The organism is Aerococcus sanguinicola (assembly GCF_001543145.1).
GTDB lineage: Bacteria > Bacillota > Bacilli > Lactobacillales > Aerococcaceae > Aerococcus > Aerococcus sanguinicola.
The window spans coordinates 1,806,922-1,833,918 of the sequence record NZ_CP014160.1; the positions used below are offsets into that span (position 1 = coordinate 1,806,922).

A 26,997-nucleotide genomic window follows, 5' to 3' on the forward strand; every position below is an offset into this window, starting at 1 on the left:
TCTTTTTAAAAAGATGACAATCAATCGAGGAGGATTTATAGATGGCAATTACTGCAAAACAAGTTAAAGAATTACGTGATCGAACAGGCGTTGGGATGATGGACGCTAAGAAGGCCCTCCAAGAAGTAGATGGCGATATGGATAAGGCTATCGACTACTTGCGTGAAACAGGCCAAGCTAAAGCTGCGAAAAAGGCAGGCCGTATTGCTGCTGAAGGTTTAGCTAAAGTTCTGGTTAAGGGCAATGACGCAGTGATCGTTGAATTAAACGCTGAAACTGACTTCGTTGCTAAGAACGAAAAATTCCAAAACATGTTGAATGCAATTGCTGAAGCCCTATTAGAAGCAAAACCTAGCTCATTAGAAGATGCAATGACTAGCGTACAAGTTGACGGCACCCAACTTGATGAATACATGAGCCAAATGATTTCCGTTATTGGTGAAAACTTAAACCTACGTCGTTTCACTATTTTCTCTAAAACAGATGGTCAACATTTCGGTCAATACTCTCACTTAGGGGGTAAGATTGCTGTTTTAGTTACTGTTGACGGTGGCGATGAAGAAGTTGCAAGCAATGTTGCGATGCACATCGGCGGGATCAACCCACAATACATCGATGAAAATTCTGTCCCTGAAGAAGTGGTTGAACACGAACGTGAAGTTCTTACTGAACAATCACTTAACGAAGGCAAACCAGAAAAAATTGTTCACAAGATGGTTGAAGGACGTCTCCGTAAATTCTTCTCAGAAATCTGCTTAGTGGACCAAGACTACCTATTAGATGGTGACCAAACAGTGGGTCAATACCTCAGCTCTAAGGGTGCTTCAGTTGTTGACTTCCGTCGCTATGAAGTTGGCGAAGGCATTGAAAAACAAGAAGAAGACTTTGCTGCTGAAGTTCAAAGTCAAATGGGTAAATAATTAGATGTAATTCGCCGTTTTAACGGTAGCAGATGGGTTGGGATTTCTTTTCCCAACCTTTTTCATAAGGAGATTGAAAATAAAATGGCAGAACCAATGTACAAGCGCGTGGTATTAAAGTTAAGTGGTGAAGCTTTGGCGGGAGACGATGGCTTTGGCATCAATCCTGCCGTGATGAAAAAAATTGCTAGTGAAATTAAAAGCGTCCATGAGCTAGGGGTTGAAATCGCTATCGTTGTCGGCGGTGGCAATATCTGGCGTGGAGTAACCGGTGAACAAATGGGTATGGACCGGGCCCAAGCCGACCATATGGGAATGCTGGCAACGATTATGAATGCTCTAGGACTCCAAGACTGTTTACAGAATGTGGGCGTTCCTTCCCGGGTTCAAACTTCTATTGAAATGCGGGAAGTTGCTGAACCTTATATCCGCCTACGTGCGATTCGTCACTTAGAGAAGGGGCGTGTGGTCATCTTTGCAGGGGGGACAGGGAATCCTTTCTTCTCAACAGATACCGCTTCGGCTCTGAGAGCAGCTGAGATTGAAGCCGATGTGATCTTGATGGCTAAAAACGGTGTGGATGGGGTCTATTCTGCTGACCCTCAAGTCGATACTGATGCTATCAAGTACACCGACTTAACCTACTTAGATGTGATCAATAAGAATCTGCGTGTAATGGATTCCACGGCCTCAACCTTGAGTATGGATAATGACATTCCACTCGTCGTCTTTAACTTAAATGAACCAGGAAATATTCGCCGCGTTGTGATGGGCGAACCGATTGGTACAACTGTAAAGGGGTAGAAATTATGGCAATCAATACATTAATTAAAGATACTGAAAACCGTATGAAGAAGTCTGAAGAATCCTTGCGAGGCGAACTGGCTCGGATCCGAGCTGGAGTAGCCAATGCTAGCTTACTCTCAGGCATTGAAGTGGACTACTATGGGGCGCCAACACCGCTCCAATCCATTGCTTCAATTACCATCCCAGAAGCTCGGATGTTAGTGGTAACACCTTACGACAAATCCGCTTTGGAAAATATCGAACACGCCATCAATGCTTCAGATATTGGTATTGCGCCAACAAATGATGGGGATAAGATCCGCCTTGTTATCCCTGCCTTGACCACAGAACGCCGCCAAGAGCTTTCTAAATTAGTAGGTAAGGACTTAGAAGATGCCAAGGTGGCTGTCCGTCATATCCGTCGTGATGCTATCGACACCATCAAAAAAGCGGAAAAAGATAGCGAAATTACGGAGGATGACCAACGTCGGATGGAAGAGGACGTGCAAAAGGTCACTGACCAAAGTATTGCTCGTTTAGAAGATATCGCTAAAGAAAAAGAAGAAGAAATTCTTAATGGCTAGTTAGCCTCTGGAAAGAGTCTGGACCCGTCCAGGCTTTTTCTTTTTGGACTCTTTTAAGTAAATTTCACTTAAAAATCCAAGAATAATTTTTTTTGCTGTGAATCTATGGTAAGATAGACAAGATATAAGCGAGCAGCTTTTAATATTTTTTAGCAAAGGATGGATGATGAATGACACTGGCGAAAGCATTAAACCCGGAACTCCCGCTTCCCCAACACGTTGCCATTATTATGGACGGTAATGGACGCTGGGCAGAAGAGCGGGGGCTGAAACGGACAGAGGGTCATAAAGAAGGACTCAATGCGCTCAAGCGGACCATTGTTGCGGCTGCTAAGTTAAAAATCAAAGTGCTAACAGTTTATGCCTTTTCAACGGAAAACTGGGCCAGGCCTAAAAGAGAAGTTCAGTACCTGATGTCGCTTCCTCATTTGCTCAATCAGAAGGTGATGCCGGAATTAATGAAGAATAATGTCCGGGTCTGCCTAACGGGAAATCGTGAACATGTCCCCGACAAAACTTGGTCTTATATTGAATCAGCTGTTAAGAAAACAGCGGATAATGATGGCTTGATCTTAAACATCGCCTTTAATTATGGCTCGCGCTTGGAGATTGTTAAAGCCTGTCAGAGCTTGGCTAAAGAGGCGGCAGAAGGCCAGCTTGATCCAGTAGACATTGATGAAGAAAGCTTCAGCCAGCACCTGCAAACGGCTTTCTTGGGTGACTTGCAAGATCCCGACCTATTAATCCGCTCGAGCGGGGAAATCCGCTTAAGCAATTACTTACTCTGGCAACTGGCCTATAGTGAATTTGTTTTTACAGATACCAAATGGCCAGACTTTGATGAAGATGTTTTCTATGCTTGCCTAGCTGAATTCCAACACCGTCAGCGTCGTTTCGGCAAAGTTTAAGAGAATAGGAGAGGCTTATGCGATTAAGAACTCTGACAGCTCTGGTGGCGCTGGCTATTTTTATCCCCTTACTGGTTATGGGAGGCAGTGCTTTTGAATTGTTGGTGATAGCCATAGCGGGTATCACCCTCTTTGAATTACTCAGCTTATTGGCTGTCAATTTTTTTACTTTAGAAAGTTTTTTTGCTTATTTGTTGATGTATCTGGCCTTGCTTCCCCAGCACTACCTGGATTTCTTACCTGAGCAATTGGACCAGATGACCCTTTTTTATACTGGGGTTGTTATCTTTCTTTCCCTAATGGTCCACCGACCAGAGCGCTTAGATTTTAGCCTGATTGCTAAGATAACTTTGGCTGCTCTCTACGTGGGCCGGGGCTATCATTTTTTAATTCTAGGTCGAGAAATGGGTCTTTTAGCGATTCTTTTTGTTTTGGTAATCATCTGGTCCAATGATACTTTTGCCTATTTAACGGGTCGTGCCATTGGCCGTCGTCCCTTGGCACCCGCCATTTCACCCAATAAAACGATTGAAGGCTCGATCGGGGGCATTGTTGGGGCCTTCTTGGTTTCTTTAATCTTTGACTATTTCTTTAATATTTACCAGCTCAGTTTCTTGGGGAATTTAATCTTGGTCATCCTTCTCTGCTTGGCTGGGCAAATGGGAGACTTGGTCGAGTCATCGATCAAAAGACAGTACCATGTCAAAGATTCAGGCAAGCTATTGCCGGGGCACGGGGGCTTTTTGGACCGTTTTGATAATATCTTATTTGTCCTACCCATTTTTTACTTTTTGATGGCCTTCTTTTAAGTAGACTAAGCGAAGGGAGTTTTTTATGAAAACCATCATTACTTTCTTACTCATATTTTCAGTTATTGTCATCTTCCACGAATTTGGTCACTTCTTTTTTGCTAAACGGGCGGGGATTCTCGTGCGTGAATTTGCGATAGGGATGGGGCCTAAGCTCTACCAGTACCAGGGCGAGGAAACCACCTATACGATCCGCCTCTTACCCATTGGGGGCTATGTTCGTATGGCAGGACTTGAGGAGATGGCGGACAGTGTGGAAGCGGGCATGCAGCTTTCTCTGACCTTTAATGAGGCGGGTAAAGTATCGGAACTTTCGCTAGCTGAAGAAGATCTTGCCGCTGAGGCCTTGCCGGTTGAAGTGGTCACTGCTGATTTAGACCGCGACCTAAGTCTTCAAGCTATTCCTTATGGGGAAAGAGAAGCTCAGACTTATGTGATTGACCGGCAAGCAGACTTTGTGGAAGCGGATGGGACCCGGCTAAAGATTGCCCCTTATGACCGGCAATTCCAGTCTGCTTCTATTCCCCAACGCTTAATGACAAATTTCGCAGGCCCCATGAATAATTTCATTTTGGGAATCCTTGCCTTTACTGTTTTAGCCTTTGTCCAAGGGGGCGTGCCCTCCTCTGAGGCTATTGTAGGTGAAGTTGTCGACGGTTCACCGGCCCAAGCGTCACATTTACAAACAGGTGATCAGATTCAGACCATTAATGGCCAGGAAGTCGCTTCCTTTGCGGACATGCAGGCCAAGGTTTCGAGTTCTGAAGGTAAGCCCTTAGAAGTGACCTATGAACGCCAGGGTCAAGAAATGACGACCCAGCTCCAACCCAAAGAAGTGGACTATAAGGGACAAAAAATCTACCAAATCGGCGTTGGCCGTTTTAAAGATAGCCGTTTCTTGGCTAAACTAACTTACGGCTTTAAGGCGAGCTGGGCCATGATTACAGGGATTCTAACTACCCTAGTAGGAATGTTTAAGAATGGCTTTAACATCAACCAATTTGGTGGGCCGGTCTTTATGTACCAAGCGACTGGTGAAGTGGTCAACCAGGGCTGGATTGCTATTATGTCTTGGACCGCTATGTTAAGCCTCAATTTAGGGGTGGTGAACCTCTTGCCTGTCCCCGCCTTGGATGGGGGGAAGATCCTCTTCAATATTATTGAAGCGGTCCTAGGTCGCCCTGTTGACCAAAAAGTCGAAGGCATTATTAACCTGGCCGGAGCAGCTTTATTATTTATATTAATGATTGCCGTGACTTGGAATGATATTCAACGTCTATTTTAAATGTTTATATAAGATGGAGTGAGCAGCCGATAAAATTGGCTGACTTGCCCTGACTCGATTCGAGGGTAGGAGATGGAAGTAGTTGATGAGTGTAGCTTATCCTAGGACCAAGCGCCTACCCTTCTTTATTTTAAGAAAGGAGCGTCCTTTTGGAAGAGAAGAAAGAAGCTTTTAACCGTTTGCTTAAGCAAATTAATTTTTCTGATTCCGATTCAAATTTTCAGGCGGGTTGGATTGACCATGTGACCGTCCATACCAAGTCTCGCCTTTATCAATTTACCCTAGCTTTTCCCAAGCAATTAAAGGCTAGTCAATTTAAGGCCCTGGAAGAAGCTTTGCAAGTTGGCTTCCAGTCGATTGCTAAGGTTGACCTAGGCTTGACCTGCTCTAGGGCAGAGGACTGGGAGGCAGAGGAGGTTCTGGCTTATTGGCCCGTAGTAGTTGAACGCAGTCATATCTCTAATGGTCTCGCCCAACAGATTCTCACCCAGCAATTGCCGACTTGGGAGGGGGGAAAGTTTATCTTAAGGGTGGACAACCCGCAAATTCAAGCCTTTTTAGAGACTAATTATTTAGAGGTCATCAAACAGAATTACTTTGTCCTCGGTTTTTCTAACGTGCGCTTTCAAGTGATTGTGGATGAAGCGACAGCTAATGACCGCCAAGCCCAGTTTGAAGCTCGCCAGGAACAATTGGAACGCGAACAGCAGGAGCTGGCTAAGCAGGCCAGTGTCCGCCAGGCCAAGGAAGCTAAGGACAAACCCCGCCCTAGTAAATTAGCGATTGGACGATCTGTGCCCGTAGATAAGCTCCAACCCATGCGCTCATATGTAGAGGAACAATATGGGGCTGCCATGGAAGGGGTTATTTTCGAGAAAGAAGTCCGAGAATTGAAAACGGGCCGGCGGATTTTGAATCTGAAGTTCTCTGACTATACCTCGGCTTATCTGGTCACTATGTTCTCACGCAATGATGAGGATATTGCCGTCTTTGAAGGTCTAGAAGAAGGGATGTGGGTTCGCGTCCAAGGGGAAATCCGGATGGACGACCGGTTTGCCCGCGACTATGTGCTAATGGGTCGTGACCTCGAAGTCATCACTAAGGAGGGGCGCAAGGACCAAGCGGAGGAAGGCAAGAAGCGGATTGAGCTCCACCTCCACTCCAATATGTCGGCCTTAGACGCGACCAATACCATTTCAGATTTTGCCGCCCAAGCTAAGGCCTGGGGACAGCCCGCCATTGCTGTTACGGACCACGGCAATGTCCAAGCTTTCCCTGAGGCCAGCCAGGCTGCCAAGGCCAATGATATTGCCATGATCTACGGCTTAGAAGCTAATGTTGTGGATGACGGGGTACCGATTGCCTACAACCCTCAAGATGTGGACCTGAGCGAGGCCCATTATGTAGTTTTTGACGTGGAAACGACGGGCTTGTCTGCTGCCTATAATCATATTATTGAATTAGCGGCAGTCAAAATGTACAAGGGCAATGTCGAAGAGACCTTTGAGGAATTTATTAATCCAGGCTACCCCTTGCCTGCCCATATTATTGAACTAACTAAGATTACTGACGCCATGCTACAGGGGGCAAGATCGGAAGAAGATGTAATGACAGACTTTCAAAGATTCTGTGAAGGCTGCATCCTAGTCGCCCATAATGCTTCTTTCGATATGGGCTTTATCAACAAGGCCTACAGCCGCCATGGCATGCCTGAGGCGGATAATCCTGTCATTGATACTCTGGAACTCTCACGCTTCCTCCATCCTAATATGAAGTCCCACCGACTGAATACCTTAGCCAAGCATTATAATGTTTCCTTGGAGCAACACCACCGGGCGATCTATGACTCGGAAACAACAGGAGCCTTGGCTTGGATCTTTATCAAAGAAGCGGCCAAAAATCACGATATCCACTCCCATAAGGATCTTAACCAGGATGTCGGCAAAGGGGATGCCTATAAGCACGGCCGTCCTTTCCATGTAACCATCTTGACTAAGAACCAAGCAGGGCTCAAAGACCTCTTCAAACTCGTCTCTGCTTCCAATGTGGATTATTTCTACCGGGTGCCCCGTCTGCCCCGGTCACTCTTAGCTGACCACCGGGAGAATCTCTTGCTGGGTTCGGCCTGTTCTTCGGGCGAATTCTTCGAAGCCGTGATGCAGAAGGGCAAGGAAGAAGCCAAGCGGGTGGCAGAATTCTATGATTACCTGGAAATTATGCCTAAGGGGGTCTACAAGCCTCTGATTGAAGATAATTTAATCCACGATGAGGCAGAGCTTGAAGAAATCATGAAAACCATTATTGAAATCGGCGAAGAGCTCGATAAGCCAGTAGTAGCAACGGGGGATGTCCACTACCTAAATCCTCAAGACAAGCTCTACCGGGAAATTTTAATTAATTCGATTAAATCTAACCGTACCAAGTTTTTCCCCGAAGCTCACTTCCGGACGACAGACGAAATGCTCCACGACTTTGCCTTCTTAGGGGAAAATAAGGCCTACGAAATTGTGGTAGAGAATACCCACAAAATTTTTGACCAGATTGAATTTGTGGAACCCCTTAAAGATAAGCTCTATACCCCAAATATTGATGGGGCCGAGGATGAAATCCGGGAAACTTCCTACCGCGAGGCTCATGCCCTTTATGGAGAGGACTTGCCTGAAATTATCGAGAAGCGCCTAGAAAAAGAATTGACCTCGATCATTGGTAATGGTTTCTCAGTTGTCTACTTGATTTCTGAAAAATTAGTAAAAAAATCCAATTCAGACGGCTACATTGTAGGGAGTCGGGGGTCAGTGGGCTCTTCCTTTGTCGCTACCATGTTGGGAATTACTGAGGTTAACCCCTTGGCCCCCCACTATGTTTGTCCGAATTGTTTTTACAGCCACTTCTTTACGGACGGGAGTGTCGGCTCTGGTTTTGACTTGCCAGATAAGGATTGTCCAGAGTGTGGGCACGCCCTGAATAAAGATGGTCACGATATTCCATTTGAAACCTTCCTAGGCTTTGCGGGGGATAAGGTACCAGATATCGACTTAAACTTCTCGGGTGAATACCAGCCCCAGGCCCATAACTTCACCAAGGTCATGTTCGGGGAAGACCATGTCTACCGAGCAGGAACCATTTCTACAGTGGCTGATAAAACGGCTTATGGTTATGTCCTAGGCTATAACCAGGACCATAACTTGAACCTTAGAAAAACGGAAAAAGATTTTCTCGCTAAGCACACAACAGGGGTCAAACGGACCACTGGCCAGCACCCAGGGGGGATTATTGTTATTCCGGAATACATGGATGTCTATGACTTTACGCCCGTCCAATACCCCGCCGATGACTTGGATTCAGAATGGAAGACCACCCACTTTGACTTCCACTCCATCCACGATAATGTCTTGAAACTCGATATTCTAGGCCACGATGATCCGACGGTTATTCGGAAGCTGCAAGACTTATCCGGCATCGATCCAAAAGATATTCCCATGGATGATCCCGATGTCTACAAGCTCTTCAATGGGACGGAGATCCTAGGCGTTAGTTCAGAAGATATCTTTTCCAAGACGGGGACCCTTGGGATTCCAGAATTTGGGACCTCCTTTACCCGGTCAATGCTAGAAGCTACCCATCCCTCGACCTTTGCGGAACTCCTCCAAATTTCGGGGCTCTCCCACGGGACGGATGTTTGGCTAGGCAATGCGGAAGTCCTGGTTAGAGAGAAGGGCATGCCCCTGTCTGAAGTGATTGGTTGTCGGGACGATATCATGGTCTACCTCATCCACCAGGGGGTTCCTGAACGTGATTCTTTCCAAATTATGGAAAAGGTGCGTAAGGGCAAGGGGCTCTCGGATGAACACAAGGCCATTATGAATGAGCACCAAGTCCCCCAATGGTATATGGCGTCCTGTGAAAAAATTAAATACATGTTCCCTAAAGCTCACGCAGCAGCCTATGTAATCAATGCTATTCGGGTGGCCTGGTTCAAGGTCCACCATCCCATTTGGTATTACTGTGCTTATCTTAGTGTCCGGGCCAATGACTTTGACCTCGTCGCCATGGCGAATGGCCTCCAGTCAACGAAGACAGCTCTCAAGGCGATCTACAGTAAAGGTAATGATGCGACGGTCAAAGACCATGCCGTTCAAGTCGTCTTAGAAATTGTCAATGAGATGTGGGAGCGGGGCTTTAACTTTAAGATGGTCGATCTTTATAAGTCCGATGCCCAAGACTTTGTGATTGAAGGGGAAGATACCTTGATTGCCCCCTTTAGAGCCATTCCGGGCTTAGGACTCAATGTGGCCAAACAAATTGTTAAGGCTCGCCAAGAGTCCGAATTCTTGTCCAAGGAAGACCTTAAGAAGCGGGGCAAGGTCTCCCAGTCGACGATCGACTTTATGTCTGAGCAGGGCATCTTAAACGGCTTGCCAGAAGAGAACCAACTTTCTCTCTTCTAGGGTTCAAGCAAGCGGATTGTTCGCTTTCTTTCAAATGATTATGCTATGATAGTAACGTAGGTCTATTAATAAATGAAAAAGCCAATTATTGGGCTAGAATAAGAAACGTTAAGGAAAGGAGTTGTGACAGTGAATACAGGAAAAGAAATGCTTATGGTCATTGTAGACCGTGATACCAGTGATGAAGTGATCGAGGTAGCCCGGCAAGCCGGCGCCCAGGGAGCGACTGTGCTTCATGGCCGCGGCACGGGGCATGAGGACAAGCTATCGGCCTTCCATATCCATGTCGAACCACAAAAAGAATTGGTTATGATGGCAGTCGAAGCTGACCAAGTAGATAGTATCAGCCAAGCCATAGCTGAAGCCTTGGACTTTAACCAACCAGGGACTGGGATCCTTTTTAGCCTACCGATCAATGAAACGACTGGATTATATGAAGGATAAATTTGAAAGAAAAAACATGAGAGAAAAAGGAGGACTTTATGGATGTTTTAATCGATAAGTTCAAAGAGGTAGCTTTTTCTGTCATTCCGCTAGTTGTTATTGTTTTATTAATATCAATGTTTGCTGTTAACGTACCCTCTACCATGATGATGAGTTTCGTCATTGGGGCAGTATTGATTTTAGTGGGATTGACCATCTTCCTCTTTGGCATTGAAATCGGGATGACGCCGATTGGGAACCATCTGGGGGACCATGTGGCAGGAAATCCCTCGCGAATTGCCATTGCTGTTTTGAGTTTTATTATTGGTTTTGCGGTAACGATAGCGGAACCAGACTTACTAATTCTCGGCCAGCAAATTGAAAATGCAACTTCGGGTGTCTTGCCCGGTACAGTGACTGTAGTGGCTGTCTCTGTCGGAGTTGGTGTTATGATTGCCTTTGGGGTCTTCAGATTGTTGAAGAACTTTCCCTTGAAATATTTCTTCGCCATTGTTTATGCTTTGATTCTTATCTTGGCTATTTTTTCCGATAATTCGGCGATTGCTATGGGCTTTGATGCCTCAGGTGCAACAACAGGAGCTTTAACGACGCCCTTTATTTTGGCCTTATCGGGAGCTCTAGCAGCTAAAGCTGGGGGCAAACAAGCAGAAGAAAACTCCTTCGGTCTAGTTGGGGCGATGTCAACTGGCCCTATTCTGGCGGTGCTTTTCTTAATCCTCTTTTCCCAAACGGACTTGCAGGCAGCTGAATCAACGGTGGAATATTCGAACAGTGTAATCGGCCCCATCCTTGCTGCAATCTGGCCGACTTTGAAAGAGTCCTTGATTGCCTTGGTTCCAATTGTTTTATTCTTTATCTTCATGAATTGGCGCTACTTTAAGTTGAAGGGCCAAGAACTCGGCGATATCTTTAAAGGGATTATCTATACAGTTGTTGGTTTGACTATTTTCTTAGTTGGCGTTAACCAAGGTTTTATGGATATGGGCCACTTCTTAGGCCAAGCCATTGCCGAAATGGGTGATTGGTGGCTGATTATTGCTGGCTTTACCCTAGGTATGGTGGTTGTTCTAGCTGAACCTGCTGTCCACGTTCTGGGTGAGCAGGTGGAAGACATCACTGGGGGCCATATCCACAACAAGGTTCTGATGGGGGCCTTGTCTATCGGGGTTGCCCTAGCTGTAGGACTTTCTATGGTGAGAATTTTAAATAGTAATTTAGCCATCTGGCACTTCTTATTGCCAGGCTTTGGGCTAGCTATCCTCTTATCCTTTATGGTACCGAATCTCTTTACCGGGATTGCCTTTGATGCGGGTGGGGTAGCTTCGGGCCCGATGACCGCTACCTTTATCTTGGCCTTTGCCCAGGGTGCAGCGGACTTCTTACCCAATGCCGATGCCCTGGATGCTTTCGGCGTCATAGCTTTTGTTGCTATGGTACCCGTGGTTATGGTAGAATTACTCGGCTTAGTCTTTAAGATTCAAACCAAGAAGACAGGAATTGAAGAATAGAAAGGGGTTGTCAACTAGCCTAATGGAAACCGTATTATTCTTAGCAGTCGTCAAGGCTGGGACCGCGAGCCAATTGATTAAAGCGGCTAAAGCAGTTGGGGCGCCAGGAGGCACAGTGATTCGTGCGGAAGGTACAATCAGCAGTCGTCTGGCCCATGCCCTCGGCTTTCACGATTCCAAACGTGAAGTCGTTTTGATTGCAGTGGATAAGTCCCTAGAAGGACGCCTCCACCAAGAATTGAATGACAAATTGAAGCTCGATCGCAAAGGTAAGGGGGTCCTCTTCTCCTTTGATATTTCTAGCTTCCAGGGCAGTAAGCAGATTAACAGCCCATTTGATGAAAGCCAGGTAGAAGCTTCCGATAGCCAGCTGATGACGGTTATTGTTGACCGGCAGATGGGCGACCAAGTGGTAGAAGTTTCCCGTGAAGCTGGTGCCCGAGGTGCAACGATCCTGCACGGGCGTGGAACAGGTGTGCATGAGACGGGCAAGGTCTTTAACTTCCCGATTGAACTTGAAAAAGAGATCGTGGTTATGGTGATCCCAAGCGCTCTCGTTCAAGAAATTTCAGATAAAATTATTACTGAAACAGACTTATGCAAACCAGGGCGCGGGATTTTGTTCACTGTGCCCGTGAATTCCAAACGTGGACTCGTTCCACCCAAGCCAGCAGACGAAGTGTCAAGTGAGCTTTAGTCTAAAAACATTGCTATTTGGCGCGCATCATGTTAAACTATAAATGTAATTAAGGGACCAGTGAGGAGTGAGCGGGAACGCTCACTCTTTTTCATGAAATAGAAAGTGGGGGATTGTGTGGCAAGAGTCATTGATGAAGTCAGAACGTTAATCGAGCCGAAGTTAGAGGAACTCGCTTATGACTTGTTCGACATGGAATATACAAAAGAAGGAAAGAATTGGTATCTGCGTATCTATATCGATAAGCTTGGAGGGGTCACCATTGAAGACTGTGTGACTGTTTCAGAAGTTTTATCAGAAATTTTAGACCAAGCAGATCCTGATCCAATCCCTGGCGCTTATTATCTGGAAGTTTCATCGCCCGGTGCCGAGCGTCCACTGAAGAATGAGGCGGATATCCAAGCTTCCATTGGCAAATGGGTCCACCTCAAGCTCTATCAAGCCTTTGAAGGGGCTAAGGAATGGGAAGGACGCCTCCTCCAAGCAGATGAAGAAGCTTTTACCATAGAAGTTAAAGATAAGACGCGGCGGATTGAAAAGACGATTCCGCGTCAGCTTGTGGCCTTAATTCGTTTGGCCATTGAATTTTAATTGAGTTAAAGGGGATTAGAATGGGAAAAGAATTAATTCAAGCCTTTGAAACATTGGAAAACGAAAAAGGAATTTCAAAGGAAGTTATTATTGAAGCCTTGGAAGCAGCCCTTGTTTCTGCTTACAAGCGTAATTACAAACAAGCACAGAACGTGGAAGTCCACTTCGATGAGAAGAAGGGTGAAATCAAGGTCTATGCGGTTAAAGAAGTCGTCGACCTCGTGATGGACTCAACCCTGGAAGTTTCCTTGGAAGAGGCCCACGAACGGAATACCGCTTATGAGGTGGGGGATAAGATTCGCTTCGAGGTCACCCCTAAAGACTTCGGCCGGATTGCTGCCCAAACTGCTAAACAAGTGGTTACCCAACGGATCCGTGAGGCGGAACGCAATATCATCTATAATGAATTTATCGATTATGAAGATGATCTATTGACAGGGACTGTTGAGCGTCAAGACCGTCGCTATGTTTATATTAATCTAGGGAAGATCGAAGCGGCCTTAACACCAGAAGGTCAAATTCCAGGTGAACACTTTGAATCCCACGATCGTGTCCAAGTTTATGTGGAAAGGGTCGAAAATACGACTAAGGGCCCTCAAATTTATGTCAGTCGCAGCCATCCTAATATGTTGAAGCGACTTTTTGAACAAGAAGTACCGGAGATTTATGATGGGACGGTTGAAATCAAGGCCATTGCCCGTGAAGCTGGAGACCGGTCCAAGATGGCTGTTTACTCTCATGACCCTAATGTGGACGCAGTCGGAACCTGCGTTGGCCCACGGGGTTCGCGTGTACAGACCATTGTGGATGAACTTCACGGTGAGAATATGGACATTGTGGAATGGACAGAAGATCCAGCCCAATTGATCAAGAATGCCCTGAATCCAGCAGAGGTTCTAGAAGTTCACTTCGTTCCTAATGAACGCTCTTGTGTGGTCGTTGTGCCTAACCACCACCTTTCCCTAGCGATTGGGAAACGGGGGCAAAATGCCCGCTTGGCGGCTAAACTGACCAACTATAAGATTGATATTAAGTCAGAAGAAGAATTCGATGCCTTCCAAGCTTCAGAAGAGTATGAAGCGCTCTTCCATCCCGAGATGGTTGAGGAAGAAGTGCTGGCTGAGGAAGGCACTGCGCCTGCTGAACCAGCAGAAGATGATGAGCTTTTAGCGGTTGCGGATGAAGTGGAAGCTATTGAAGAAGAAGTAGCTGCTGAGGACCTAGATGACCAAGGTCTCCGTGCTGACGATATCGAAGAAGGCAATCTTGGCCCTGACCAGATGGAAGATGCGGTAGCCGATATCGAAAATGATAGCGAGACCTCTTATGACGACTTACAAGAGGACTTTGAAATTTAGGTCGAGCCAGTGACTTGAAGGAGGGACAGCCTTGAAAAAGAAAAAAATTCCCATGCGGAAATGTGTGGTCTCCAATGAACAGGTCCCTAAGAAGGACTTAGTGCGTGTGGTCCGAACACCTGAAAAGGAAGTCGCCATTGACCCCAGCGGTAAAATGAATGGCCGCGGTGCTTATGTGAGCTTGGACTCAGACCTCGTCCAAAAAGCCTGGGACAAACATCTCCTGGACCGTCATCTCAATGTCGATATTTCAGATGAATTCTACGAAGAATTGAAAGCCTACGTTGCCCACCAAAAGGCGCGTAAGGAATTATTTGAAAATGAAGAATTCTAAGTTAAACCGCCTGGGCCTAGCCCAAGTGGCGGGTAAATTGGAGAGTGGCGAAGACCAAGTGCTTAAGGCAATTCGTTCAGGCCAAGCTAAGTTGGTTTTTGTAGCCAATGATGCCAGCCCGCGGACACAAAAAAAATTTAAAGATAAATGTTCATATTATAAGATACCTATTAACTTAGACCATGATACGCTAGCTATCAGCCAGGCACTGGGCAAGAAACGTTCGACTTGTGCCCTAACTGATTCTGGTTTTGCCAAGGCGTTTTTGGACTAAGCCTAATTAAAGTAAGTATAGGAGAGAAAAATATGAGTGCATAGATAAAGGGAAGGTGATGACATGTCAAAAAAACGTGTCTATGAGTACGCAAAAGAAAAGAACTTATCCAGTAAGGAAGTATTGAAGAAAGCCAAAGAAGCTGGCCTAGAATTCAAGAGCCATATGTCTTCAATGTCTGATGATCAAATTAAACAGCTTGACCAAGCCCTAGCGAAGAAGAAGGACCAGGACAAGCCTGCCCAGAATACGCAAAAGGCCAAGAAAAATAACACGAATAAAGCGAAAGCAAATGACCAAGACAAGAAGGGCAAAACAAAGAAAGATCAGGCAAAAGGAAATATGAGCAAAAACAAAAATAAGAAGAAAAATCAAAATAAACGGCAGCGTAACCAGAATAAAAACAACCACAAGCATCCAAACTACAACAAACGGAAGAAAATCCACCATGACCAACCTAAGAACAATAAGCCTAAGGAACTTCCAGAAAAAGTTGTCTTTACCGACGGGATGACAGTGGCTGAGCTGGCTAAGAAAATTAAACGCTCACCAGCTGATATCATTAAGAAGCTCTTCATGATGGGGATCATGGCCACTCAAAACGAATCCCTAGAGCGTGATGCCATTGAATTAATCCTCGATGATTACGGCATTGAAGCCGAAGAAAAAGTAATTGTTGACCGGTCTGACTTTGACCACTACTTCGAAGAAGCAGCCAATGAAGAGGAAGACAAGCTGAAGAGCCGTCCCGCTGTTGTGACGATTATGGGTCACGTTGACCACGGGAAAACCACCTTATTGGATTACTTGCGTCAAGCCAATGTGGTTGAAGGTGAAGCCGGGGGCATTACCCAGCACATCGGGGCCTACCAGGTCAAGGCCAATGATGAATTGATTACCTTCCTCGATACCCCAGGACACGCGGCCTTCACTACCATGCGGGCTCGTGGGGCAGACGTTACCGATATTGTTATCATTGTTGTTGCGGCAGATGATGGCGTAATGCCACAGACTGTTGAAGCGATCAACCATGCCAAAGCAGCTGATGTGCCAATCATTGTTGCTGTCAACAAGATCGATAAGCCAACTGCCAATCCTGACCGGGTGAAAAATGAGTTAATGGAATACGGCCTAGTCCCTGAAGAATGGGGCGGGGACACCATCTTTGTCAATATTTCTGCTAAGTTTGGGGAAAATATCGATGAACTATTAGAAATGATTCTACTGATCTCTGAAGTGGAAGAATATAAGGCCAACCCAGATACCTATGCTATCGGCTCTGTAATTGAAGCCCGCTTGGATGCCCATCGTGGGGCCATTGCTACGGTCTTAGTTCAAAATGGGACCCTCCATACTGGAGATGCTATTGTTGTTGGGGATACCTATGGCCGGGTTCGGACCATGGTCAATGACCAGGGCCGCCGCATCCATGACGCCAGCCCATCTACTCCAGTCGAAATCACTGGTCTGCAAAATGCGCCTTCAGCTGGGGACCGCTTCGTTGTCTTTGAAGATGAGAAGACAGCGCGTACGGTAGGTGAAGAACGCGCTTCTCGGGCTCAAGAAGAACGTCGCCAAGCCCATACCAAGGTTACCTTGGATAATCTCTTTGATACCATTAAGGAAGGTCAAATGAAGACCGTTAATGTGATTATCAAGGCCGACGTCCAAGGTTCAGCTGAAGCCCTAGCAGGTAGCTTGAAGAAGATCGATGTGGAAGATGTTCGCGTTGATATTGTCCACAGTGCTGTCGGTGCGGTAAACGAAAGTGACGTGACCCTTGCTTCCGCTTCCAACGCTATCATTATTGGCTTCAACGTACGCCCAACCCCTCAAGCTAAGGCCCAAGCCCAAGCTGAAGATGTTGAAATCCGTCTCCACAATGTCATCTATAATGCCATCCAAGAGATTGAAGACGCCATGACCGGCCTCCTTGATCCTGAATACGAAGAACAAGTGACAGGTGAAGTGGTTATCCGTGAAACCTACAAGGTATCTAAAGTCGGAACCATCGGTGGGGCCTATGTCACTAACGGTGTGATTCGTCGCTCTAGCAAGGTCCGCGTGATCCGCGATAATATTGTTATCTACGATGGTGAATTGGCTTCTCTGCGTCGTTTCAAAGACGATGTGAAAGAAGTCAGCAAGGGCTTTGAATGCGGCTTAATGATCGAAAACTATAACGATATCAAGGTTGATGATATTATTGAACCTTACGAAATGGTTGAAATTAAACGTAAATAAGAGGTGAAAAATTATGGCTAAGTACCGTGTGGAACGCGTTGCCCAGGAAATCCTCCGGGAAGTCAATGACATCCTGCAAAAACGGGTCAAAGATCCCCGGGTCGAAAACGTCACCATCACTGATGTTGATGTAACTGGCGACCTCCAACAAGCCACGGTTTACTATTCGACTCTAGATAAGTCCGAAAGTAAGCGAGAAGAAGTGCAAAAAGGCTTAGACAAGGCATCTGGCCTTATCCGAAGTGAAGTTGGTAAGCGCCTGCAAATTTATAAAACACCTGAATTAAGCTTTAAGCGCGATAGTTCGCTCGAATACGGTGAGCATATCGATGCCTTGTTGAATAAGATTAAAGCTGAAGACAAATAGAAAAAGATTTTATTCTTTAAATGACAAAAAAGCAAGCCAGGACTGGATCCATCCAGTTCCTGGCTTGCTTTTTAAGGTTTAAGCTTGGGCGAGCTGGTCGTAGATTAATTGATAGGACCGGCGCCGGGCATCTTGGTCTGCTAGAGGCGTGTAGATCATGATTTCATCAAATTGATAGCGATCTTTTTCTTCCAGCAGAATATCGCGCACTTCTTCGGCCGTTCCTTTGACGAAGATCCGTCGTTTTTCTTGTTCTTGAATAAAGTGTTCGGCCTGAGGGGATAAGTTGATAGCTGCAGCTTCTTCGGCAGATAAGATGGGGTTAAAGCGGTTTTGAGCCTGTTCGAAGCGGGCGATTTCCAAGGACTTAGCTTGGTAGTCTGCTTCTTCATGGCTGTCTGCTGCGACCACCATATAGGTCGACATGGTTTGTGGTTCTTGGTGGAAGGCGCTTGGGCGGAAGCTTTGCCGGTAGTGGTTGAAGATATCAACCGGCGCTTTAACCCCAAAGAACTTGGCAAAGCTATAGCCCATTCCTAAACGACCACTGTGGCCCGCTGAGTCACCGCTCGAGCCTAGCATCCAAGCTTGGGGCAGGCTTTCAAGTCCCTGGGGCGAGGCTTCAATCCCTTGATAGAGAGGGTCTGTCCGGTCTTCTTCACTGATGAATTGGAGAATGGTCGCTGTTTTTTGGTAGAGATCATCCGGCCAGTTGGGGTCGCCTTGGCCCAGGGCATAGATTGCCTGACGTCCTCCGCCTGGTGCCCGTCCAATACCGAGGTCCACCCGGTCAGGAGCTAGCGTGGCTAATGATTTGAAGACTTCAGCAATCTTCAGAGGGGAATAGTGCATGATCATGGTCCCTCCCGTCCCCACACGAATTTGTTGGCTAGCAGCAGCCACATAGGCAGCAAGGATTTCTGGAGCGGAAGAACCGTGCGTTCCTGAGCCATGGTGTTCCGCATACCAGATCCGCTGGTAGCCGATTTGGTCGAGGTACTGGGCGAGTTGGATACTGTCGGCATAGGCCTGGCTTAAGTTTTTATCCTTGGGCCGGCTAATGAGATCGAGAGCAGATAATTTCATGTAAAGGCCTCCTTACTTTTTATTAGATTCTATCAGCTTATTTGAAGGAAAGCAAAAATTCCAGATTCCTTAGCAGATACCTTCAGCTTTCCAGGGGAATTTGTTATAATGACTGAGATACGGAGAAGGAGGATTGTTTATGGATGGGATTATTGCTTTATGGAAAGAAAAAGGCATGACCAGTCATGACTGCGTCTTTAAACTTAGAAAAATACTGAAGACTAAAAAAGTGGGACACACAGGAACTCTCGACCCCAATGTCGATGGGGTCTTGCCTATTTGTGTTGGTAAGGCGACTAAGCTGGTTGATTTTATGGTGGATAAGGATAAGGTCTATCGCGGTGAAATTTGCCTAGGTTTCGCTACGGATACCCAGGACTTGGATGGCCAAGTGGTAGCTGAGAGTTTTCTGGATATGCCACTTACCGATGAGGATTTAGCTGAAGGTTTGAGCTCACTAGAAGGTTGGATTGACCAGGTGCCACCGATGTACTCAGCGGTCAAGGTGAAGGGACGCCGCCTCTATGACTATGCCCGTGCAGGGGAGACAGTTGAGCGTCCCAAGCGCAAGGCCCGGGTCGATTATTTTGCGCAGACAGGCCCCATGACTTACAATAAAGATAAAGGACGTTTGACCTTTCCATTTGAAGTCAAGTGCGGCAAGGGGACCTATATTCGGACCCTAGCGACGGACCTCGGCGCTTATTTCGGCCAAGAAGCGACGATGACCCAACTGACTCGGATAGCCTCGACCCCCTTTAAAGCCAGTGATTGTTACCGTCTAGAAGAGATTAAAGCGATGATGGAAGCTGGCGACGACCAGTCCTTCCTCCATCCCCTTGATGAGCTCTTGGCCCAATATCCGATCTGGCAAGTTCCTGATCATTTAAAGAAATTGGTGGCCAATGGGGCCGTTCTGAATCAAGAAAATTTACCTACTGAATTGGCTGACAAGTTACCCGTGCGCGCTTATATCGACGGTCAGCTCAAGGCACTCTACGGCCAGCATCCAGACTTATCGGAACAAATGAAACCATTAAAAATGTTTTAGTGAGGGATTCTATGCAGACAATTAAATTACACCATCCATTCTCTAATGACCAAGTTCTAAAAGGGCCTATTGTGCTAGCACTAGGTTTCTTTGATGGGGTCCACCGGGGCCATCAGCGGGTCTTAGCGGCCGCTCGGCGTGAGGCTAGTAAGCGCCGCCTACCCCTAGTTGCTATGACTTTTGACATGGCGCCGAGCATCATGTATCAAGAACTCAAGCCAATTGAGGTGAAATACTTAACCACAGTTGAGGCTAAGGAGCGGCTAATGGCCCACCATGGTGTGGACTATCTCTACCTCGTCCAGTACACTAGTCAATTTGCCTACCAAACGCCCCAAGAATTTGTTGACCACTACATGGCTGGCTTGAATGCCGCTGTTGTGGTGGCGGGTTTTGACTATACTTATGGTAAGAAGGATATTGCCAATATGCAGACACTGCCGGACTATGCCAAGGGCCGCTTTGAGATCGTTGAAGTGCCTGAACTCGCCTTCCAAAACAAAAAGATTGGTAGTAGGCGGATCAAAACCCTTCTTGAAGAAGGCCAACTTGGAGCGGCCAACCAGGCTCTGGGCCACCCTTACTTCTTCAAGGGCACAGTAATCCATGGCGAGAAGCGGGGACGGACCCTGGGCTATCCCACGGCGAATTTAAGCTTTAGCGAGGAAGTTTTAGTCCCTGCCGTTGGGGTCTACGCTGTGGAATGTGAGCTCAACCACCATCTCTACCGGGGAATGGCATCGATTGGTTACAATGTGACTTTCGGTGACAACCGCGAACAGACGGTGGAAATTAACTTGCTAGATTTTGAAGAAGAGATCTATGGGGAAACCATGACCGTCTTCTGGCATGCTTATTTAAGGCCTGAATTAAAATTTGATTCGGCAGAAGCCTTAGTGGCCCAGCTCCACCAGGATGCCCTGGATACAGCGACTTATTTCGACCAACAGGCTTTAGAAGAAATGAATGAGGGATAAGCTTGGCACAATCGATTTATATCCACATTCCTTTCTGTAATCATATCTGCTACTATTGCGACTTTAACAAGGTCTTTATCGAAAACCAGCCAGTGGATGACTACATCTCTGCTTTGGGATGCGAGTACCGGGCCTTTGCCCAAGAATTAGGTCAGGAAAAAATTGAAACCATTTATGTGGGAGGTGGGACCCCTTCCAGCCTTAATGAAGCCCAGATTGAAGCGGTCTTTCAGTCTCTCTATCCTTTGATTGACTTGAGTCCAGAAGCGGAAATTTCTTTTGAAATCAATCCCAATGACATCACGGCTGACAAGTTAGCTACGCTTAAAGCACAAGGGGTTAACCGCCTGAGTATCGGGGTTCAGACCTTTAATAATGAACTCTTACGAAAAATTGGCCGTAAACACTCGGCTGAAGAAGCTGTTGCCGGTATCCGTTTGGCCCAAGATATGGGCTTTGACAACCTTTCCATGGATTTAATTTTTGCCTTGCCGAAGCAAACATTGGCTGATTTTGAAGATTCTTTACACCAGGCTTTAGAGCTAGACCTGCCCCATTATTCCATTTATTCTTTGATCTTAGAGAAGAAGACGGTCTTCTATAACTTGATGCGCCAGGGCAAACTTCCCTTGCCTAGCCAGGATTTGGAAGCTGAGATGTTCCAAGTAGCTATTGACGCTATGGAGGGAGCAGGCCGCCGCCATTATGAAGTTTCTAATTATGGGCTGCCCGGCTATGAATCCCGGCATAACTTGGCCTATTGGGACAATGCCGAGTATTTTGGTTTTGGGGCAGGGGCTCATGGCTATTTGAAGGGTTGGCGTTATCAAAATCATGGCCCTATCCAGCACTATCTCGAAGCTGTGGCTGACCAAGGCCATGCCATCCTTAGAAAGCAAGAATTATCCTTAGAACAGCGCATAGAAGAAGAGATGTTCCTGGGCTTAAGAGAAGCTGGTGGAGTTTCTCGGGCCCGCTTTAAGGCGGACTTTGGCATCGACCTCTACGACTTATACCAGGATGCCATCGACCAGCTCCTAGACCAGGGCTTGATAGTCTTCGATGAGGACCATATTGCCTTAAGCCACCATGGCCTTTTCCTCGGTAACGAGGTCTTCCAAGCCTTTCTTCTCTCCGACGAGACCGACTAGGGCCAATCAAAATGAAAAAGCATCCCAGATTCTCTTTGACAGAGGTCTGGGATGCTTTTGCTATTGATTAAATTTCTTGTTTACTAGCTTGGACATTAATCGGACGTTGGTCGTTTAAGAGGGGATCATCGGGGCTGAGTGCGGCTTTTTGGCGCTTGCCAGAGATCCAGTAGAGGGCGAAGATAAGGGCTGTGATAATGAAACCTACAATATAAGTTGTTGTTGATAGGGACATTCTAAAGCCGATTGGTTCGCTCAAGATATAAACCACTACTGCTAGTAACATGAAGAGGCTTGGAATCAGGGTGATTAAGTAATTGCGACTCTTGAGATAGAGGTAGCGGGTAGACACAAGAAGTGAAATCACAGCGGTCACTTGGTTGGCCCAGTTAAAGTAGCGCCAAAGCACTTGAAAGTCCACGAAGGTGAGGACAAAGGAAATGGCATAGAGGGGTAAGGTGATCGCAAGGATCTTTTTCATCGTATCTTGTTTAATGTTCAGGTAGTCAGCTAGGATAGCACGCAGACTGCGGAAGGCCGAAAGTCCTGACGAAAGCGGGAGGACGATGACTCCCATGATGGCTAGGGTCCCGAAGATACTACCGAGCAGGAGGTAAGAAACCTCATTGACGACAACAGATGGTGTACCTGATGCAATCATTTCACTTAGGGTCTTACCGTCGAATAAGGTGAGGGAAGCCGCTAGCCAAATCATGGCGATGACCCCTTCAGCGATCATCATCCCATAGAAGGTATACCGGCCTTCGCGTTCATTGGTCATCGTCCGAGAAACCATGGGTGCCTGGGTGGCGTGGAAGCCGGATAGGGCCCCACAGGAGATGGTGAAGAACATACCCGGGAAGATAGCTAATTTATCTGGGTGGAAGTTCTGCAAAGTAGCCAGGCTTAATTCAGGCATAGAGGCATGGTCGACCATGATTAAGCGCAGGCCGATTGCTGCTGTCGAAATGATTAGGATAGCACCAAACCAGGGATAGACCTTACCCAAGGCCTTATCAATCGGCAGGATCGTTGAAATAAGGTAGTAGATAAAGATGGCAATCACAATACCGATCAGTGGGACGCCAGCAGGTAAGATTAATTTAATAAGGCTGGCAGGGGACATGACAAAGACCGTCCCGACCAGGAGAAGTAAGAGCATGGCAAAAATATTAACCACATGCTTGACAATATTTCCGAGATAACGTCCTGTCAATTCGGGGAGGTGAGCCCCATTATTACGCAGGGAAATCATCCCGATCATATAGTCATGGACAGCTCCCGCAAAGATGCAGCCAATGATAATCCAAAGATAGGCTACAGGACCGTAGAGGGCACCCATAATTGGGCCAAAAATTGGACCCGTTCCGGCAATATTGAGCAATTCAATAATGGCATTCTTCTGTTTAGACATGGGAACAAAGTCTAAGTTATCGCGGAGGGCCTCAGCCGGTGTTGTCCGGTTGGGTTCAATCTGGAAGTTCCGCTCGACAAAGCGCCCGTAAACAAAATAGCCAAGGATCAATAGGGCAATGCCGCCTAAAAATGTAAACATATAAAGTGCTCCTTTCTTATGTAATCGCTTTATATGTTGTTAGGATAGCATATTTTAAAGTTTTTTTAATCTTTTTGCCGCGAAATGACTAGGGGGACGCTTGAATTAACTAAATGCGCCAGTGAAATGCGGGCGCCTGTGATCGCTTTTTTAGGACTTAAAAGCCCAGCTTATCGCGGAAAATTTTCGTATAGGACCGACTGACTGGAACCTTGAGCTGGTCTAGGCTGAGCATATAAGTTTGGTTGAAATAGGGTTCGATTCGTTTGATGGCAGATAGGCGGACGATATAAGAGCGGTGGACTTGGAGAAAATCTTGATCAGCTAGCTTTTCTGCAAAGCTCTTGAGGGTCTCTGAACTATTATAAGACTGACTACTTGTATAAAGAAGGGTATTGCCTGCTTCTGCTACAATGGCTTGGATGTCCGCTTGGTCGAGCAGGACAATGGCCTCTCCTTCCTGGACGGGAAAACGTTTGGGACTGGCTTTTGAACCAGCTTGTGGCCGCTTGGCTAGTTGATCAATCTTTTGGATACACTGCTCGATACGGTCTTCTTCGAAGGGTTTCATGATATAGTCCACGGCATCCAAGTTGAAGGCATCCAGGGCATATTCCTGGTAGGCCGTCGCAAAGACCACTAGAGGGGGGGTGGGCATCTGCCGGATGACATCGGCAATTTTAAGGCCTGTCTCGCCTACTAACTGCACATCTAAAAAGACTAGGTCAATCTTCTGACTCAAGAGCACTGTTAGGGCCTCTTCAACACTAGCAGCCTCTTCGATTTGCCAATCTTTGCGTTGGTTATGGATGAGGTATTGGAGTTCGTCACGGGCTAGGGGTTCATCATCAACAAGTAAAAGATGCATTAGTCATTCTTCCTTTCAATTGGGATGAGGCAGCTCACTCGGGTGCCTGCCTGGGAGGTCTCGATGTCGAACTGAGCCTGGTCATTGTAGAGGGTTTTTAGACGCTGGCGGATATTGTTGAGGGCCGTTCCGTTCCCCTTGCTTGGAACACTTTCATTATTAAAGATCGCCGCTAATTTATCCTCCCCTATGCCAGAGCCATTGTCGCTGACGCTTAAGGCCAGTTCTTGGTCTTGGACCTGTACCCTGATGGTCAGAGCCTGGTCGCTCTTGTTTGCCTTATTTTCAAAGGCATGCTGGATGGCATTCTCAACTAACATTTGGAGGACAAAAGGAGGAATTAAGAGGTCCAGGCTAGCGGGATCAATCTCCTTTGAAATATGATAGCGGTCAGGGAAACGCGCTTGGATAATGGAAAGATAGGCTTGGATATGTTCCAATTCCTGGCTGATGCTAATTTTTTCATTGCGGGCCCCATTCAGATTGGCCCGGAAATAGTGGCTCAATTCAATCAGGAGTTGCCGGGCGCGGTTGGGATCTAAACGCACTAAGGAACTGATGGTGTTCATGGCATTGAAGAAGAAGTGGGGGTTGACCTGGGCTTGGAGCGACTTAATTTCAGCATCCTTCAAAAGCCGGGTGTTCTGGTCAGCAATTTTTAATTCGTATTGCATGGAGAGAATCTGGGAAAGCCCAAGGAGGATTTCTTCGATCAAGGGATTGGGTTCCGCATGGCTATTGAATTCTAGGATAAAAAGGCTGTGCAAGTCTTCCTTGACGAAGATGGGCAGGGAGAGGAAATCGCCAACTTGGATGAGCTGTCCTGGCTTGACTTGACCATGGTAGGCTTGCCAAAAATAGTTGATTTGGTCATGACTGAGGGCGAGTGACTTGGGATAGGCGTAGAGCTGGCTCTTGGGGCTATAGACGGCGATGGCTCGGAGGTCGAAGCTCTCATAGAGTTTAAGTGAAATGATCTCTGCACTCTCTTGGGTCATTCGACTGGAGAAGTAGGGCAGAATCTTTTGGGTCACCAGGAAAATATTCTTGGTCTGGGAAATCTTCGCCCACTCTAAGTCGCGCAAACTTTGTTGGATAACGCTCAAAAAAAGCCAGATTCCTAGACCATCCGTTACTAGCATAGGTAGGGCAATGACTTGAAGGAGGGAATGGGCTTCCTGGCTAGAAGGAGAGAGGAGGGCAATCAGGGCCAATTGGATTAGCTCTAAGCCCATAAGCGAGAGAGCGGCCTGGCGGACTTGGATAGCCTTGAGCGAACTGGGGAAAAACTGACCGAGATAGGCTGCTGCTAAGCCGATACAGAGGGAGGACGTCACATAGATATATGCCGTGTCCCCACCCTGGAGCCAGCGGATTAAAGCCGATAGACCAGCAATGGGCAAGCTCAGGGCAAAGCCACCAACTAGACCGGCGATACCGATAATAACCACCCGGAAGTTAGCAATAGCAGAGCCCGCCTGGATGGACCAGGTATGAACGGGAACAATCTCCCTTGAAGCGAGGATTTCAATCCCAGAAATATTGGCAAAGACCGTGAAGGCAGCAAAGACAACCAATAAGACCAGGTAGTCTTTTTTTGATTGACGGTTGACCAGGGCCTCCTTGAAGCGGGGAATATAGAGGAGGGCGTAGGCGAGAAGAACCATCAAGCCGGCCCGCTCCATCAACAGCATAAAAAGTTCAAGCATTTAACGAGCCTCTCTTCATGAAAAAATAGTTGGGTTGAGCAGTTATATACACATTGGTCGTTTTTCTTTAACTACTGCTAAGTTTAACAGATTCTCCCAAAAGCGACTAGAGGCTTAAGATTGCCTCTTACAATTTTTGATTTTGTCATTATAATAAGAATAAAGTGTTTTTATTAGAAAGGAATGATTAGATGATAAGAAAAGGATGGCGATTGGTCCTCCTGGTCTCCTTGGTCTTCTTATTAGGAGCCTGCCAGGGACAGAAGGGGCAACAGAAGGTATTAATTGGTTCTAAGGCTTCGGATGCTGAAATCTGGCGCTATATTGCTAAGTCGGATGCAGCTAAGGAGGCTGGTTTTGAGATTGAGGTTAAAGATTTTGTCGAAGGTCCAGTTCTCAATACAGCGACGGCTGAAGGAGAGGTTGATGTCAATGCCTTCCAGAATTTTGCCTACATGAATAGCTTCAACCAAGAACAAGGCGACTCCCTTGAAGCCCTGGGATCGACATATTTTGAACCCATGGGCTTGTATTCCGCTAAATTGGACAAGTTGGAAGACCTGGACCAAGGGGCTCATATCGGCTTAGCTGACTATCCTTCTGACCAGTCCCGGGCCTTGCTCTTGCTTCAAGCAGCGGGCTTAATTGAGTTAACAGATGAAGAGAAGAGCCTCTACAGTGTGGATGATATCCAAGCCAACCCCAAACAATTAAATTTTGACGTGATGAATGAGAATACCCTACCACGCAGCTTGACTGACCTAGATGCGGCCTGCATCGGGAACACGATTGCTATGGAAGCAGGCTTGGACCTAGAAGAGGATACGATCTATAAGGAAAGTGTCAATGACGATACTCTGGGCAGCGTCAATATCCTTGCGGTTGCCAAGGACCATCCCAATAAAGAAGCCCTTAAAAAACTTCTCGACCTCTACCATTCAGAGGATGTTCAAAATTTTGTTAAGGAAAAATTTAAAGGGACTAAACAGCCGGTTAAATTAGACCAGGAAGAAATTCAAGCAGCCAGTCAATACGAGAAGTAA

General features: G+C 46.6%; 24 protein-coding genes. 20 read left to right on the forward strand and 4 right to left on the reverse strand.

Going from position 1 to position 26,997, the window contains the following annotated elements:
* Window positions 1–41: 41 nt before the first annotated feature.
* The 16 genes from tsf (at window position 42) to rbfA (ending at window position 17,557) form a co-directional block, all read left to right on the forward strand.
* Complete coding sequence (gene tsf, locus AWM72_RS08070) at window positions 42–920, forward strand: translation elongation factor Ts (protein ID WP_067976049.1); 879 nt, start codon at window positions 42–44, stop codon at window positions 918–920.
* Between the two features lie 84 nt (window positions 921–1,004).
* Complete coding sequence (pyrH, locus tag AWM72_RS08075; RefSeq protein WP_067976054.1) at window positions 1,005–1,724, forward strand: UMP kinase; 720 nt, start codon at window positions 1,005–1,007, stop codon at window positions 1,722–1,724.
* Between the two features lie 5 nt (window positions 1,725–1,729).
* Window positions 1,730–2,290, forward strand: coding sequence for a ribosome recycling factor (frr, locus tag AWM72_RS08080; protein WP_067976061.1), 561 nt, complete (start codon window positions 1,730–1,732; stop codon window positions 2,288–2,290).
* A gap of 170 nt (window positions 2,291–2,460) precedes the next feature.
* Entirely contained in the window at window positions 2,461–3,198 is a 738-nt protein-coding gene (locus AWM72_RS08085) for an isoprenyl transferase (RefSeq protein ID WP_070485833.1), read from the forward strand.
* Window positions 3,199–3,215: 17 nt separating this feature from the next.
* Complete coding sequence (locus AWM72_RS08090) at window positions 3,216–4,007, forward strand: phosphatidate cytidylyltransferase (protein WP_067976064.1); 792 nt, start codon at window positions 3,216–3,218, stop codon at window positions 4,005–4,007.
* A 25-nt stretch (window positions 4,008–4,032) separates the two neighbouring features.
* Window positions 4,033–5,292 (forward strand): RIP metalloprotease RseP, encoded by a 1,260-nt coding sequence (gene rseP, locus AWM72_RS08095; RefSeq protein WP_067976067.1) that lies wholly within the window; start codon window positions 4,033–4,035, stop codon window positions 5,290–5,292.
* Window positions 5,293–5,441: 149 nt separating this feature from the next.
* Entirely contained in the window at window positions 5,442–9,740 is a 4,299-nt protein-coding gene (locus AWM72_RS08100) for a PolC-type DNA polymerase III (RefSeq protein WP_067976070.1), read from the forward strand.
* A 129-nt stretch (window positions 9,741–9,869) separates the two neighbouring features.
* Window positions 9,870–10,184 (forward strand): P-II family nitrogen regulator, encoded by a 315-nt coding sequence (locus AWM72_RS08105; protein ID WP_067976073.1) that lies wholly within the window; start codon window positions 9,870–9,872, stop codon window positions 10,182–10,184.
* 38 nt (window positions 10,185–10,222) lie between these two features.
* Window positions 10,223–11,692: a DUF1538 domain-containing protein gene (locus AWM72_RS08110; RefSeq protein ID WP_067976076.1), complete on the forward strand. Its 1,470-nt coding sequence runs from the start codon at window positions 10,223–10,225 to the stop codon at window positions 11,690–11,692.
* A gap of 22 nt (window positions 11,693–11,714) precedes the next feature.
* The gene (locus AWM72_RS08115) at window positions 11,715–12,389 is read left to right on the forward strand and encodes a P-II family nitrogen regulator (RefSeq protein ID WP_067976079.1); all 675 of its coding nucleotides are present in this window, start codon (window positions 11,715–11,717) and stop codon (window positions 12,387–12,389) included.
* Window positions 12,390–12,506: 117 nt separating this feature from the next.
* Window positions 12,507–12,980 (forward strand): ribosome maturation factor RimP, encoded by a 474-nt coding sequence (gene rimP / locus AWM72_RS08120; RefSeq protein ID WP_067976083.1) that lies wholly within the window; start codon window positions 12,507–12,509, stop codon window positions 12,978–12,980.
* A 20-nt stretch (window positions 12,981–13,000) separates the two neighbouring features.
* On the forward strand, window positions 13,001–14,338 hold the full coding sequence (gene nusA, locus AWM72_RS08125) for a transcription termination factor NusA (RefSeq protein ID WP_067976086.1): 1,338 nt from the start codon (window positions 13,001–13,003) through the stop codon (window positions 14,336–14,338).
* A 31-nt stretch (window positions 14,339–14,369) separates the two neighbouring features.
* A complete protein-coding gene (gene rnpM, locus AWM72_RS08130; protein WP_067976090.1) occupies window positions 14,370–14,672 on the forward strand; it encodes an RNase P modulator RnpM in 303 nt (100 codons plus the stop codon).
* Window positions 14,659–14,946, forward strand: coding sequence for a L7Ae/L30e/S12e/Gadd45 family ribosomal protein (locus AWM72_RS08135; protein WP_067976093.1), 288 nt, complete (start codon window positions 14,659–14,661; stop codon window positions 14,944–14,946). Before rnpM ends, AWM72_RS08135 begins: the two co-directional genes overlap by 14 nt.
* Before the next feature lie 63 nt (window positions 14,947–15,009).
* Window positions 15,010–17,190, forward strand: a complete 2,181-nt coding sequence (gene infB, locus AWM72_RS08140; protein ID WP_067976096.1) for a translation initiation factor IF-2 — start codon at window positions 15,010–15,012, stop codon at window positions 17,188–17,190.
* Window positions 17,191–17,203: 13 nt separating this feature from the next.
* Entirely contained in the window at window positions 17,204–17,557 is a 354-nt protein-coding gene (rbfA, locus tag AWM72_RS08145) for a 30S ribosome-binding factor RbfA (protein ID WP_067976099.1), read from the forward strand.
* 78 nt (window positions 17,558–17,635) lie between these two features.
* Here the strand turns inward: rbfA and AWM72_RS08150 are convergent, their stop codons facing one another.
* A complete protein-coding gene (locus AWM72_RS08150) occupies window positions 17,636–18,643 on the reverse strand; it encodes an MsnO8 family LLM class oxidoreductase (protein ID WP_067976101.1) in 1,008 nt (335 codons plus the stop codon).
* 139 nt (window positions 18,644–18,782) lie between these two features.
* Between AWM72_RS08150 and truB the strand changes: the two genes are divergently transcribed.
* Genes truB through hemW form a run of 3 tightly spaced genes read left to right on the forward strand, consistent with a single transcriptional unit; the run spans window position 18,783 to window position 21,822 of the window.
* Window positions 18,783–19,694, forward strand: coding sequence for a tRNA pseudouridine(55) synthase TruB (gene truB, locus AWM72_RS08155; RefSeq protein WP_067976104.1), 912 nt, complete (start codon window positions 18,783–18,785; stop codon window positions 19,692–19,694).
* An 11-nt stretch (window positions 19,695–19,705) separates the two neighbouring features.
* On the forward strand, window positions 19,706–20,671 hold the full coding sequence (gene ribF / locus AWM72_RS08160) for a riboflavin biosynthesis protein RibF (protein ID WP_067976107.1): 966 nt from the start codon (window positions 19,706–19,708) through the stop codon (window positions 20,669–20,671).
* Entirely contained in the window at window positions 20,668–21,822 is a 1,155-nt protein-coding gene (hemW, locus tag AWM72_RS08165) for a radical SAM family heme chaperone HemW (protein ID WP_067976108.1), read from the forward strand. The genes ribF and hemW overlap by 4 nt, the downstream gene beginning before the upstream one ends.
* 67 nt (window positions 21,823–21,889) lie before the next feature.
* On the opposite strand, the gene AWM72_RS08170 is transcribed toward hemW, so the two are convergent.
* The 3 genes from AWM72_RS08170 to AWM72_RS08180 form a co-directional block, all read right to left on the reverse strand.
* Complete coding sequence (locus AWM72_RS08170; RefSeq protein WP_067976110.1) at window positions 21,890–23,377, reverse strand: carbon starvation CstA family protein; 1,488 nt, start codon at window positions 23,375–23,377, stop codon at window positions 21,890–21,892.
* Window positions 23,378–23,534: 157 nt separating this feature from the next.
* Complete coding sequence (locus tag AWM72_RS08175; RefSeq protein WP_067976112.1) at window positions 23,535–24,245, reverse strand: LytR/AlgR family response regulator transcription factor; 711 nt, start codon at window positions 24,243–24,245, stop codon at window positions 23,535–23,537.
* Window positions 24,245–25,954: a LytS/YhcK type 5TM receptor domain-containing protein gene (locus AWM72_RS08180; protein ID WP_067976115.1), complete on the reverse strand. Its 1,710-nt coding sequence runs from the start codon at window positions 25,952–25,954 to the stop codon at window positions 24,245–24,247. Before AWM72_RS08180 ends, AWM72_RS08175 begins: the two co-directional genes overlap by 1 nt.
* A 191-nt stretch (window positions 25,955–26,145) precedes the next feature.
* On the opposite strand from AWM72_RS08180, the gene AWM72_RS08185 reads away from it, so the two are divergent.
* On the forward strand, window positions 26,146–26,997 hold the full coding sequence (locus tag AWM72_RS08185; RefSeq protein ID WP_070485844.1) for a MetQ/NlpA family ABC transporter substrate-binding protein: 852 nt from the start codon (window positions 26,146–26,148) through the stop codon (window positions 26,995–26,997).

Bases quoted from the DNA above. Each gene is read 5' to 3' on its own strand.
- AWM72_RS08180 (WP_067976115.1), bottom strand. From the start codon at position 25,954: ATGCTTGAACTTTTTATGCTGTTGATGGAGCGGGCCGGCTTGATGGTT.
- rbfA (WP_067976099.1), top strand. From the start codon at position 17,204: ATGGCTAAGTACCGTGTGGAACGCGTTGCCCAGGAAATCCTCCGGGAA.
- pyrH (WP_067976054.1), top strand. From the start codon at position 1,005: ATGGCAGAACCAATGTACAAGCGCGTGGTATTAAAGTTAAGTGGTGAA.
- AWM72_RS08085 (WP_070485833.1), top strand. From the start codon at position 2,461: ATGACACTGGCGAAAGCATTAAACCCGGAACTCCCGCTTCCCCAACAC.
- AWM72_RS08185 (WP_070485844.1), top strand. From the start codon at position 26,146: ATGATAAGAAAAGGATGGCGATTGGTCCTCCTGGTCTCCTTGGTCTTC.
- truB (WP_067976104.1), top strand. From the start codon at position 18,783: ATGGATGGGATTATTGCTTTATGGAAAGAAAAAGGCATGACCAGTCAT.
- AWM72_RS08090 (WP_067976064.1), top strand. From the start codon at position 3,216: ATGCGATTAAGAACTCTGACAGCTCTGGTGGCGCTGGCTATTTTTATC.
- AWM72_RS08135 (WP_067976093.1), top strand. From the start codon at position 14,659: ATGAAGAATTCTAAGTTAAACCGCCTGGGCCTAGCCCAAGTGGCGGGT.
- AWM72_RS08150 (WP_067976101.1), bottom strand. From the start codon at position 18,643: ATGAAATTATCTGCTCTCGATCTCATTAGCCGGCCCAAGGATAAAAAC.
- AWM72_RS08115 (WP_067976079.1), top strand. From the start codon at position 11,715: ATGGAAACCGTATTATTCTTAGCAGTCGTCAAGGCTGGGACCGCGAGC.
- infB (WP_067976096.1), top strand. From the start codon at position 15,010: ATGTCAAAAAAACGTGTCTATGAGTACGCAAAAGAAAAGAACTTATCC.
- tsf (WP_067976049.1), top strand. From the start codon at position 42: ATGGCAATTACTGCAAAACAAGTTAAAGAATTACGTGATCGAACAGGC.
- ribF (WP_067976107.1), top strand. From the start codon at position 19,706: ATGCAGACAATTAAATTACACCATCCATTCTCTAATGACCAAGTTCTA.
- frr (WP_067976061.1), top strand. From the start codon at position 1,730: ATGGCAATCAATACATTAATTAAAGATACTGAAAACCGTATGAAGAAG.
- AWM72_RS08170 (WP_067976110.1), bottom strand. From the start codon at position 23,377: ATGTTTACATTTTTAGGCGGCATTGCCCTATTGATCCTTGGCTATTTT.
- AWM72_RS08175 (WP_067976112.1), bottom strand. From the start codon at position 24,245: ATGCATCTTTTACTTGTTGATGATGAACCCCTAGCCCGTGACGAACTC.
- nusA (WP_067976086.1), top strand. From the start codon at position 13,001: ATGGGAAAAGAATTAATTCAAGCCTTTGAAACATTGGAAAACGAAAAA.
- rseP (WP_067976067.1), top strand. From the start codon at position 4,033: ATGAAAACCATCATTACTTTCTTACTCATATTTTCAGTTATTGTCATC.
- AWM72_RS08110 (WP_067976076.1), top strand. From the start codon at position 10,223: ATGGATGTTTTAATCGATAAGTTCAAAGAGGTAGCTTTTTCTGTCATT.